The organism is Microcystis sp. LE19-195.1E (assembly GCF_027532095.1).
GTDB classification, from domain to species: Bacteria; Cyanobacteriota; Cyanobacteriia; order Cyanobacteriales; family Microcystaceae; genus Microcystis; species Microcystis aeruginosa.
In genome coordinates, this window is record NZ_JAPZSZ010000091.1 from 1 (window position 1) to 11691 (window position 11691).

Here is an 11691-nt window from a genome sequence, read left to right on the forward strand (position 1 = left end):
GTATAAGAGTTTGTGCTGCCTATTTTTTCGGAAAAATAGGTTGTAATGGGAGACTCTTTGTTTTCCTAGACAAAAATAATTACTTTTTCAAAAAAACACTTTTCTATTTTTTTGTTGGGTATTTTATTCTCTGGAAGTCCCCTAATCGAAATGACACGATTACTGGTGATGGCCAAGCTAACATCCTTTCGGGTAACGCTGGCAATGACATTATTAATGGGGGTTTAGGTAATGACACCCTCAACGGCGGACTCGGAAATGATACCTTGAATGGTGGTGATGGTAATGATACCTTGAATGGTGGTGATGATAATGACACCCTTGTTGGCAGTTTAGGCAGTGATTTTTTAAATGGTGCTGCGGGGACTGATGTGGCCAATTACAGCAGTTTTGGCAGCGGCATTACCCTACTACCGACTGGAACTATTCTCAAAGGCGGTGGAGCCACAGATCAACTGTTCCAAGTTGAAACTATCATTGCCAACGCCGGATTTAGCAACAATACAATTGATGCTTCCAGCGCAGCATCTCCCGGGTTTATTAATGTCGATTTAAGCGCAGCGACTAACAATTTGCAGGTATTGGGGGGTCCAGTATTAACTTTTACGGCAACCAATTTTGATGATGTCATTGGCACTAATCGAAATGACACGATTACTGGTGATGGCCAAGCTAACATCCTTTCGGGTAACGCTGGCAATGACAGTATTAATGGGGGTTTAGGTAATGACACCCTCAACGGCGGACTCGGTAATGATACCTTGAATGGCGGTTCTGGCATTGACACCTTAACTGGTAATGCAGATGCAGATACCTTCGTCTTTCAATTTGGACAATCTAGCGTATCTGCTCACGATCGGATCACCGATTTTGCCTTCGGCACTGATAGAATCGGCTTATCATTCTTGCCGTCTAGTTTTACTCGCGCTGCTAATAGCACTGCTACCACAAAAACGGATTTAGCGACTCAGGTATTTACTGATGCAAATGGATTATCGTTAGGTGCTCAAGCTTTACTCGCCAATAGTGCTGCATTAGTGCAAGTAATTAGCGGTCCGATCACTGGAACTTACCTATTGGTCAATGATAGCACTGCGGCATTGTCATCGACCAATGATTTATTGGTAAATATCACTGGATTTAGCGGTACTTTACCCGGTTTCGGAAGTATTACACCAGTAAGTAGTTTCTTTACTGTTGCTTAATTATTATTGAAAGAGTTAGGAGAAATATCTCCCACAAAGCGTTCCCAGGTAAAACCGGGGAACGCTTTATTGAGGTTATTAAAATTAGCAGAAGTCTAAAAATTACTACAGTAAAAGAAGCACAAATAAAGATGAAGTATGACCTAATTTGGTATCGATGACTGACTCCCGAAAACGAAAACTTTGTACTTCACCATTAAGATAACTGCTGTATTCTTGTTAACTATCCTTGGCAACAATTCCTAGATTCGATAACAAAGCTTGTAGGTTAGTTTGCACGGTAGCGGGTTGGTATCTCTTAATAGTTTTTAGGGAATTATCAGCGAGTTTTTGCCACAATTCCATATTATCATAGAGTTCGATTACCGCTTGGGCAAATTCCTCGGCAGTATCGGCAATTAAAACATCTTGGTGGTCAATTAATCCCATACCTTCGGCACCAATTTTTGTGGTAATAGTCGGTAATCCTAGGGAAAGACTTTGACCTATTTTACCCTTCATCCCCGCACCAAATCGCAGGGGAGCGACAAAAACACGAGTCTTTTGGAAATAGGGTTCCACTTCGGGAACATAACCAGTGACAATTACTTTATCATTGGCTAATTCTTTCACTTCATCCTTGAGATTACTTCCCAATAAATTAACGGTAATATCGGGACGGGATGCCCAAACTAAGGGCATAATTTCTAAACATAACCACTTAACTGCATCAATATTAGGAGGGTGATTGTAGCTACCAATAAATACTAAACCGGCTCGCTGGTCAAAGGCAACTTTTTCTGACAGGGAAATTTCTTCATGGATATTGGGGATTACCCAAACATTTTTCACTCCTAAAGAGGATAATACCTGCTTTTCGTCTTCGGTTACTACCACGGTTGCTTCCGCTTGATTAGCATAGTTTAACTCTAATTTCTGATAGGTTTGCCAACTCCAGCTAGTATTTTGGTAACTGGGATCGAGATAGTCTTTTTGTCGTTTTAAACGTAGAAAATGCAGGTCAATTGTATCATAAATAATTGGTGCTTTTGTTTTTAAGCGAATTAAATCCATATACTTATCGCACAATTCGGGACGACACAACCAAACTCCATCTATCAGGGGTAAATATTTGATTAATTTTTCTTCTAGATTATATCTTTGTGGTGTGCCATAAATAACTTCAATTCCCAGCTGTTGCAGGACGGAAGTATAGGGTTGTTCGGGATAGCCATTATCGGGAAAGAAAATGACTGAATAGCCTAAATTGAGCAGTAGCTTAAGAATATTTAATAAACGCACACAGCCGGATTCTCGATCGTATAGTGGAACGTAGGAATCGATGACTAAAATTGTCGTTTTTCCTTGTAAACGTCGGGCAGCTTTGGGTACATTATTAGCATCGTTATCTAGGTGTTTAGTTAATACCTTTGACCATTTTTCTCGAAACTTAGTTTGATTAATAACTTGATATTGTTTGATCCCACTAGAAAGGTCTGTTCCCGAGGTGATTCCTTCGTAGTGAATGACGTTAGATTGAGGTTGATAGAGGACTTGATAACCCAATTCTCGGAGGGCAAAACATAAGTCTGTATCTTCGTAATACGCAGGGATAAAGTCTTGAGAAAAACCAGCTAATTGCTTAAATAAATCCGTAGGAACTAATAAACTGGCCCCCGAACAATAGTCCACGGGACGCACATAATTATATTCCGGTTCCTCGGGACTATCTAAGCGTCCATAATTCCAACCATCGGCAGAATTCCAGATAATTCCCCCCGCTTCTTGTTGTTTACCATTAGCATAAATTAACTTGGAACCCACCGCACCAACTTGGGGATTATTGATAATTAATTTCACTAAACTTTCTAGACAATTTTCTAGAATACGAGTGTCGTTATTGAGGAAATATAGGTATTGACCTTTTGCTTGACTAGCCCCATAATTACAGGAACGAATAAAACCAGAGTTTTCTGTATTAGTTAATACTTTAATTCCTTTAACTAAAGTTGCTAATTGTTCTAAGGTTTCATCGCTGGAAGCATCATTAACAATGATTATTTCATAAGCTAAATCAGAACTTAGGTTAACACTCAAGGATTCCAGACAGTTAAAGGTGTAGGCAAATTGGTTATAAACAGGAATAATAATCGAGACTAAAGGATTGTCACTGCTGGCAATTTCTAGGGTCCGCGGTTCAGCTAATTTAGCACTTTCGATCACCTGTTCTTCAAATTCAGAGGAACTCTTTCCTGTGAGAATTTTAATAATTTTTCGTTTCGTCTTTTTGAGTGCTGGTTTCCATCCTTCCTCTTGGAGACTAAAGACAAATTTTTTGAGCAGTTTTTTAACTTTAAAAATAATCATTATTACCATAATTCTTCCTCTAGAGAAAACCAATATTGTGCTAAATTTAAATCTCTTTCTGCTCTAACAATAGCTCCTTCCTTTAATTGTTGCTTGAGGTAGTTTCTCTGTGGTTCCATAATATAAGTAGATGGGTGGAATTAAATATAAGATGAACGTAGGTTGGGTTGAAGCATGAAACCCAACGCCCGCATGGGTTACGCTACCGCTAACCCATCCTACAAATAATTGTGCCTCCCTACTTATAATTTAATCGCTTCATTAATTAAATTATTATATTCTTTTTCAGGATAATCACTACTCGCCAACCATCGATCGAGAAGTTGCATGGTATCTTCAGGGAGAGTTATCTGAAGTTGTCTGGTCATTTTGTCTTTCCTAAATATATCTAGACAATAACAATTATAAACCCCTAGAGCAATTTTAGTTGCTGTCGGGATAAATTCTCGGGGCTGCGGCGATTAATTTTTGGGTGTAGGGGTGTTGGGGATGGCTAAAAATCTGTTCAGTGTCACCCATTTCAACAATTTTACCCGCAGTCATCACCGCAATTCGATCGCAGAGGAATCTCGCTAACCAAAGATCATGAGTTATAAATAAATAAGTGAGATTAAATAACTTTTGTAACTCTAACATTAACTCTAAAACCTGTGTCTGGACACTAGCATCAAGCATACTAACCGGTTCATCACAAATAACTAATTCTGGATGGGTAATTAAAGCGCGAGCAATGGCTACCCTTTGCTGTTGTCCTCCCGATAACTCCCTAGGATAGCGTCGATAAAATTCTTCTGTTGGTGTTAAACCGACTCGATCTAACATTTTTAAAACCTGTTCTTTAGCCGTTTCTAGATTAACTTTTTGATGGATAAAAAGCGGATCGGCGATACTTTCTCCCACCGTCATTAAAGGATTGAGACAAGCGAGGGGATCCTGAAAAATCATCTGCATTAAGCGCCGTTTTGGACGCATTTTTTCCGCCGACAAAGGGGTTAAATCTTCTCCTAAAAATTCCACTTTTCCCCCGGTGGGTTTAATTAACTGTAATAGGGTTCGCGATAGGGTACTTTTCCCACACCCCGACTCCCCAACTAAACCGAATATTTCCCCTCGATACAGTTCAAAATTGACTTCATCCACCGCTTTAATAAATTTCTTGTCTTTCTTTAAAAAGCTATCTAAAAAGTTACCTTCTAGGGTATAATACTGTTTTAAATTATCCACCTTTAACACCGTTTCCTTGCCTTGAATTGCCGTTGATTTTTCCTCCCGTAACTGTAGGTGTAAAGCGGCGGACAAAAGAGAACGAGTGTAGGGATGTTGAGGCGCTTTAAAAACTGTTTTTACCAATCCCGATTCGACAATTTTGCCCCCCTTCATCACCGCTAATTGATCGCAATATTCTCCCACCATCGCTAAATCATGGGAAATTAACAATAATCCCATCTGTTCCTCGCTACATAAACGCTTTAATTCCCGCAGAATTTCCGCCGAAACCGTCACATCTAAACTGGTGGTGGGTTCATCGGCAATAATTAACTTAGGGTTTAATAATAAAGCTAAAGCAATGGCCACTCTTTGCCGCATTCCCCCGCTAAATTCGTGAGGATATTGGGACCAACGATTAGCGGGAATTTTCACTTTTTCTAGGAAAGTACAAGCTTCATTTTTAGCTTCAAGATAGGTTAAATCCGTCCGATGAGCTTGCAAAGTTTCCACACAATGATCGCCAATAGTCATCAGCGGATCCAGTCGCGTCATCGGATCTTGAAAGACTAATCCCACCGCTTCCCCGCGAAATTTTTCTAACTGTTTGCTAGAAAAAGATAAAAGCGATCGCCCTTCAAAGGTAATCTCCCCTTCCACGTGAGTGTGATTGGGTAATAACCTTAAAATAGCCTTACCGATGGTCGATTTTCCACAACCAGATTCACCCACTAATCCCAGAGTTTCCCCTTGGCCTATTCTAAAAGATACCCCATCGATCGCCCAAGAGGGAGAACTTAATTCGGTCGGGTAGGCAATTTTTAGGTCTTTAATTTCCAACATGACGCGATCGGTAACGATAAAAGTTAGGACTTAGGGTCAAGTATGCCACACAAACGGCGATCGAGCATTTAATTGCTAATCGACAACTGACCCTAACAAAACCCGACAATACCCCTTTAAAGTCGCCACTCGCTCGCTAATTATCTGTAAACGTTTCTCCCGTCCTTGCCGCGCCGAGGCCAAAAATAACCAATCCGTCTCCAGCAATCGCCACGATCGATATAGTTCCGTCTGGAGCGCGCGCCAACGATTAGCCACCTCTGGGCTGAAATTGTCATCATTTAGTGACAATATCTCCCCTTCTAGACAGGTTTGTAAAGCTTGAAAAGATTGTAACCCCGTGGAAGCATCCCCATCCAGAAGGGCAAGACTGAAATCCTCCAGTTTTCTTAACAAAGATTTGTAAGCTTGATGGTAATTTGTCGGTAGCATCCAATACAAAGCGCGTTAGAATTTGTTACATAAGATTAACGATTTGCCGTCACGGTTGCAAGTCCTCTTCCCGATCAGAGACAAAAACTTAAAAGAATCCCGCCCTTTTCGCCGATCGATCCGATTCCAGTGTTAGAGAGTTAAGTAATCTGGCATCCCTTCGGCCTAATAATTTTCTAGTTATCCGTCTCCTCCCCCCCCTATTATCCCCCCGATCTAACCATGAACGCCATCACTGCCATCCAACCGGAAACCCTCACCGCCCTTCCCCGGGCCACGGAACCGAAAAAAGCGTTAGTTTTACCCGATTGGCTGAAAGAATGCCTGATTACCTACGAAAACGACCCCCAGAATCCCGATATCGATTTAATCTCTAGGGCTTTTAATTTCGCCCACAAACTCCACGAGGGCCAGTATCGCAAATCCGGGGAACCCTATATCGCCCATCCCATAGCTGTGGCGGGATTACTGCGGGATCTGGGGGGTGATGGGGCAATGATCGCGGCGGGATTCCTTCACGATGTGGTGGAAGATACGGAAGTCACCCCCGAAGAAATCGAGGCTAGATTCGGTGTTGAGGTGCGTAATTTGGTGGAAGCGGTGACAAAACTCTCCAAATTCAACTTTTCTAGCAAAACTGAACGGCAAGCGGAGAATTTTCGCCGAATGTTCCTGGCGATGGCTCAAGATATCCGCGTCATCGTGGTCAAATTAGCCGATCGCCTGCACAATATGCAAACCCTCGAACACCTCACCCCGCAACAGCAGCAACGCATCGCCCTAGAAACTAGAGAAATCTTTGCTCCTCTGGCTAACCGTTTAGGGATTGGCAGATTTAAATGGGAATTAGAGGATTTATGCTTTAAATACCTCGAACCCGATGCTTATCGCACCGTGCAGTTATTGGTATCGGAAAAACGTATCGATCGAGAGGCCCGCATCGAAACCGTCACTAACACATTGCGGGAAAAATTGCAAGAAATTGGCATAAAAGTTCTTGATTTACAGGGTCGCCCCAAACATCTCTACGGCATCTATCATAAAATGCACAATCAGGGCAAAGAATTCGAGCAGATTTATGATATTGCCGCCGTCCGCATTATCGTCGAAACCAAAGAGGAATGTTATCGTTGTTTAGCCATAGTTCACGACCAATTTACTCCGATTCCTAACCGTTTTAAAGACTATATCGGTTTACCAAAAGCTAACCGTTATCAATCCCTCCATACCACCGTTGTTGGTTTAAATGCCCGTCCCCTAGAAGTGCAGATTCGCACCCTAGAAATGCACCATGTTGCTGAATACGGGATTGCAGCCCATTGGAAGTATAAAGAAACCGGTTCTAGTCAAACAACTTTAACCGCTGCGGATGAAAAATTCGCTTGGCTGCGTAATCTGCTCGACTGGCAAAAAGACCTTAAAGATGGCCAAGAATACATGGATGGCCTCAAAAATAATTTCTTTGAAGAAGATATCTATGTTTTCACCCCCAAAGGTGATGTGGTGGCCCTCGCCCAAGGCGCAACACCGGTAGATTTTGCCTATCATATTCATAGCGAAGTAGGTAATCAGATGAAAGGGGCAAGGATTAATGGTAAATGGTCAGTTCTTGATGCTCCCTTGCAAAATGGTGATCTGGTGGAAATTCTCACCAGCAAGCATAGTCACCCTAGTTTAGATTGGTTAAATTTTGTCGTTACTCCTAGCGCCAGAAATCGCATCCGGCAATGGTACAAAAAATCGCGCCGAGAAGAAAATATTAGCCGGGGTCGTGATTTATTAGAGAAAGAATTGGGTAAAACTGGCTTCGATGCCCTGCTAAAATCAGAACGAATGCAATCGGTGGCTAAACAGTGCAATTATGTGGCAGTAGATGATTTATTGGCGGCTTTGGGTTACGGCGAAGTTACCCTAAAAAATGTGGTTAATCGTCTGCAAGAAGCCGTTAAAAATCAACAGGAAATTTTAACGGTCAAAAATCCGCCCGATGTCCTGACTGATTCCCAATTGATTCTACCACCTTCTCCCGTTCAAAGGGCTTTACCCGTTAGTAAATCACCGATCGCCGGTGTGGAGGGATTAGTCTATCGTTTGGCCGGTTGTTGTTGTCCTTTACCCGGAGAAAATATTACCGGTATAGTTGCCCATGCGGGGGAAGGCATTGTTATTCACCGTCAGGGCTGCTCGAATGTGGAAAAAGCCGAAGCTGAACGCTTAATTCCTGTTAGTTGGAACCCTATAGATGACCAGGGACGTTATCAAACTTATCCGGTAAATATTCAGATTGAAGTGATTGATCGCGTCGGGGTTTTAAAAGATATTCTCTCTCGTTTAAGTGACCAAAATATTAACGTTCGCAATGCCGGAGTTAAGACTAATTTCGGCAAACCCGCTTTAATTTCCCTGAAAATTGAAGTAAAAGACCTGCAACAATTTGAACGCTGTGTTACTCAAATTAAGCTGATGAGTGATATTTTAAACGTTCGTCGCATCAGTCAGGTAAAAAGCGATCGAGAGTAAGTTAAACCTAAAATTTCTGCTAATATCCCCCAAACTTCAGAGTGCCTTAGCTGTTGAAGTGCGATGCTGACACTGACTAAAACCACGATGGCAATATCGGCACTTTTTGTCACCGAACAACGTAGGATCGATAATTAATCTGAGTGCGAAAATCCCTATGTTATTATCCCTACTCTCAGTTATCAGTTTTCTGATTAGTTTTCTGGTGGTTGCCCTGATTAAACAACGTTTTAGCCAACAATTGTTAGATATTCCCAATGAGCGTAGCAGCCATAGTCAACCCACACCTAGGGGGGGTGGACTCGGTTTTGTCGTCGCTTTTGCTCTTACCAGCGGCCTCAGTTATTTTCTCCTTCCTCCTTCCCTACCTCTCATTCCCCTGTGGTTGTCCCTGACTCCTTTAATTATTATCGGTCTTCTCGATGATCGTCGCGGTATTCCCTCTAGTATTCGCTATTTAGTGCAGTTATCCTCCGCTAGTGTTGCGGTCACTTTTTTCGGTGCTTTTCCCCAATCGTGGCTATCAGATTTGGGTTTTGGCGGCAAAGTTTTGGCTATTATTCTCACAATTATCGGCCTGACCGCGATCATTAATTTTTATAATTTTATGGATGGTCTCGATGGCTTGGTGGCTGGCTGTACGGCGGTACAATTAGGATTTCTCGCTCTCTATTTTCAGCAACCAATTTTATGGCTTTTAGTGGCAGCTTTAGGCGGTTTTCTCCTCTGGAATTGGTCGCCAGCAAAAATTTTTATGGGTGATGTGGGTAGCACCAGTTTAGGGGCAATTGTCGCTATGGTTTTACTTAATAACCAGGGCAATCCAAGTCAGGCTTGGTCAGCTTTAACTATCACTTTACCTCTGATTGGTGATGCTATTTATACCCTTATTTGTCGATTATTAAAAAGGGAAAATATCTTCCAAGCTCACCGCAGTCACCTTTATCAAAGATTACAAAAATCTGGCTTGTCTCATCCACAAGTAGCAATTATTTATATGGGGGTAACTCTCCTGATTGCTATTAGTATTAACTACTTAGGAATACTAGGATCATGGCTGAGTTTACCTCTGATTCTAGGATTAATTGTTCTTGGAGAAATTTATCTGAACAGGAAAGTTAGCGAGCATAATTTATCAGTGACAAGAAAAGAATAATTTTTTTTTGCTATGGACTGAGGGGTTATTCAAACCTAGAGAATGTTAGACTAAATCCTCTTTAAAAATTATAGGGATCGGGGGGTAAGGAGCAGCAGGAATTACTCAAATAGTTATTAGCGAAAGTCGTTGCTTTCAGTCAAAAACTGATGGTTTTAATCTCTGGCAAAAACAGAGCTATTTACCTATTATCCCTACTAACCAAGAGAAAAGAAAAAATTAATATTTATCGGCCGGGGTTAGCTGATAGAATCAAGGGGATGACTATCATTACAAGGTCAATGAGCGCAAGAACGTTATTCGATAAAGTCTGGGACGCACACACGGTTAAGATTCTTCCCAGTGGACAGACACAATTATTCATCGGACTGCATCTAGTCCATGAAGTCACCAGTCCGCAAGCTTTTTCGATGCTAAGAGAAAGGGGTTTAAAAGTATTATTTCCAGGACGGACTATTGCCACCGTCGATCACATCGTCCCCACCGAAAATCAGGCGCGTCCTTTCCTTGACGATTTGGCCGAGGAAATGATCCGGGCGATCGAAACTAATGTTCAAACCAATCATATTCCTTTCTACGGCATCGGTTCCGGCAATCAGGGCATAGTTCATGTGATCGCTCCCGAACGGGGTCTAACCCAACCCGGGATGACGATCGCCTGTGGTGACTCCCACACCTCCACCCACGGCGCTTTTGGGGCGATCGCTTTTGGCATCGGCACTTCCCAAGTGCGCGATGTTCTTGCTACCCAAACCCTATCCCTATCGAAATTAAAAGTGCGTCGAGTGGAGGTAAACGGCGATTTAAACCCCGGGGTCTATGCTAAAGATGTAATTCTCCATATTATCCGTCAATTAGGCGTTAAAGGCGGTGTTGGTTACGCCTACGAGTACGCTGGTAGCACAATTGAACGGATGTCCATGGAAGAAAGAATGACGATTTGTAACATGGCGATCGAAGGTGGGGCCCGATGTGGTTATATCAACCCCGATCAAATCACCTACGATTACCTCAAAGGTCGTGATTTTGCACCCAAAGACTGGGAAAGTGCGGTTAATTGGTGGGAAAGCATTAAAAGCGATGCCGATGCGGTTTATGACGATGTGGTGGTCTTCGATGCCGGTGAAATCGAACCCACAGTTACTTGGGGGATTACTCCGGGCCAAGGAATCGGGGTTAACGAAGTCATTCCCACTCCCGAAAGTTTACCTGCCAGGGAAAGAGCGATCGCAGAGGAAGCCTATCAATACATGAAACTCACCCCCGGCGCCCCGATTAAAGGCACAAAAATCGATGTCTGCTTCGTCGGTAGCTGTACTAACGGCCGGATCAGTGATCTGCGCGAAGCGGCCAAATTTGCCCAAGGTCATCGTGTTGCCCCCCATGTGAAAGCTTTTATCGTCCCCGGTTCCGAAAGAGTCAAAAAACAAGCGGAAGCAGAAGGATTAGACCAAATTTTCCTAGCATCGGGCTTTGAATGGCGCGAGGCGGGCTGTTCCATGTGTTTAGCCATGAATCCCGATAAATTGCAGGGAGATCAGATCAGCGCCTCCTCCTCCAATCGTAACTTTAAAGGTCGTCAAGGTTCCGCTTCCGGTCGTACTTTGTTGATGAGTCCGGCGATGGTGGTAGCGGCAGCAATTAAAGGGGAAGTCACCGATCCCAGGGAGTTGTTAAATTAAATAGGGTTTGCTGAAAAAGTTTGTTACTGGGGTCAGGAGTCAGGAGTCAGTATTCAGGAGTCAGTATTCAGGAGTCAGTATTCAGGAGTCAGTATTCAGGAGTCAGTAGTCAGGAGATTATTTTTATTTATTCTTCCCACTTCCCCACACCCCACACCCTACACCCCACACCCCACACCCCACACCCCACACCCTACACCCTACACCCCACACCCCACACCCCACACCCCACACCCCACACCCCACACCCCTCTCCCTTCTCTACAATAATTACTCGCAACCAGAAATACCTTGGGTTATT

At 42.9% G+C, this 11691-nt stretch carries 9 protein-coding genes; 5 read left to right on the forward strand and 4 right to left on the reverse strand.

The genetic code is table 11. The annotated features are described in order from the left end of the window. Nucleotides 1-1205, forward strand: a 1205-nt coding sequence (locus O9300_RS05660) for a calcium-binding protein (protein ID WP_287970511.1), incomplete at its 5' end; no start/stop codon positions are given. A gap of 219 nt (nt 1206-1424) precedes the next feature. Here the strand turns inward: O9300_RS05660 and O9300_RS05665 are convergent. The 4 genes from O9300_RS05665 to patD form a co-directional block, all read right to left on the reverse strand. Next, nucleotides 1425-3560, reverse strand: coding sequence for a glycosyltransferase (locus tag O9300_RS05665; protein ID WP_287970513.1), 2136 nt, complete (start codon nt 3558-3560; stop codon nt 1425-1427). A 233-nt stretch (nt 3561-3793) separates the two neighbouring features. Next, nucleotides 3794-3919, reverse strand: a complete 126-nt coding sequence (locus O9300_RS05670; RefSeq protein WP_287970514.1) for a hypothetical protein — start codon at nt 3917-3919, stop codon at nt 3794-3796. A 55-nt stretch (nt 3920-3974) separates the two neighbouring features. Then, nucleotides 3975-5600: a dipeptide ABC transporter ATP-binding protein gene (locus O9300_RS05675; protein WP_287970518.1), complete on the reverse strand. Its 1626-nt coding sequence runs from the start codon at nt 5598-5600 to the stop codon at nt 3975-3977. Nucleotides 5601-5675: 75 nt separating this feature from the next. Next, nucleotides 5676-6032, reverse strand: a complete 357-nt coding sequence (gene patD, locus O9300_RS05680) for a heterocyst frequency control protein PatD (protein ID WP_002759645.1) — start codon at nt 6030-6032, stop codon at nt 5676-5678. Between the two features lie 222 nt (nt 6033-6254). Between patD and O9300_RS05685 the strand changes: the two genes are divergently transcribed. The 4 genes from O9300_RS05685 to O9300_RS05700 all read left to right on the forward strand — a co-directional run. Continuing rightward, nucleotides 6255-8552: a RelA/SpoT family protein gene (locus O9300_RS05685; RefSeq protein ID WP_287970520.1), complete on the forward strand. Its 2298-nt coding sequence runs from the start codon at nt 6255-6257 to the stop codon at nt 8550-8552. A gap of 157 nt (nt 8553-8709) precedes the next feature. Next, nucleotides 8710-9708, forward strand: a complete 999-nt coding sequence (locus O9300_RS05690; protein WP_287970522.1) for an MraY family glycosyltransferase — start codon at nt 8710-8712, stop codon at nt 9706-9708. Nucleotides 9709-9989: 281 nt separating this feature from the next. Then, nucleotides 9990-11390, forward strand: coding sequence for a 3-isopropylmalate dehydratase large subunit (gene leuC / locus O9300_RS05695; protein WP_287970525.1), 1401 nt, complete (start codon nt 9990-9992; stop codon nt 11388-11390). Nucleotides 11391-11410: 20 nt separating this feature from the next. Beyond that, nucleotides 11411-11691: hypothetical protein (locus tag O9300_RS05700; protein ID WP_287970527.1), on the forward strand; the 281-nt coding region annotated here is incomplete at its 3' end.

Excerpts from the sequence above, each read along its gene's own strand:
- O9300_RS05665 (WP_287970513.1), bottom strand. The coding sequence starts at position 3,560 with ATGGTAATAATGATTATTTTTAAAGTTAAAAAACTGCTCAAAAAATTT.
- O9300_RS05670 (WP_287970514.1), bottom strand. The coding sequence starts at position 3,919 with ATGACCAGACAACTTCAGATAACTCTCCCTGAAGATACCATGCAACTT.
- O9300_RS05675 (WP_287970518.1), bottom strand. The coding sequence starts at position 5,600 with ATGTTGGAAATTAAAGACCTAAAAATTGCCTACCCGACCGAATTAAGT.
- patD (WP_002759645.1), bottom strand. The coding sequence starts at position 6,032 with ATGCTACCGACAAATTACCATCAAGCTTACAAATCTTTGTTAAGAAAA.
- O9300_RS05685 (WP_287970520.1), top strand. The coding sequence starts at position 6,255 with ATGAACGCCATCACTGCCATCCAACCGGAAACCCTCACCGCCCTTCCC.
- O9300_RS05690 (WP_287970522.1), top strand. The coding sequence starts at position 8,710 with ATGTTATTATCCCTACTCTCAGTTATCAGTTTTCTGATTAGTTTTCTG.
- leuC (WP_287970525.1), top strand. The coding sequence starts at position 9,990 with ATGAGCGCAAGAACGTTATTCGATAAAGTCTGGGACGCACACACGGTT.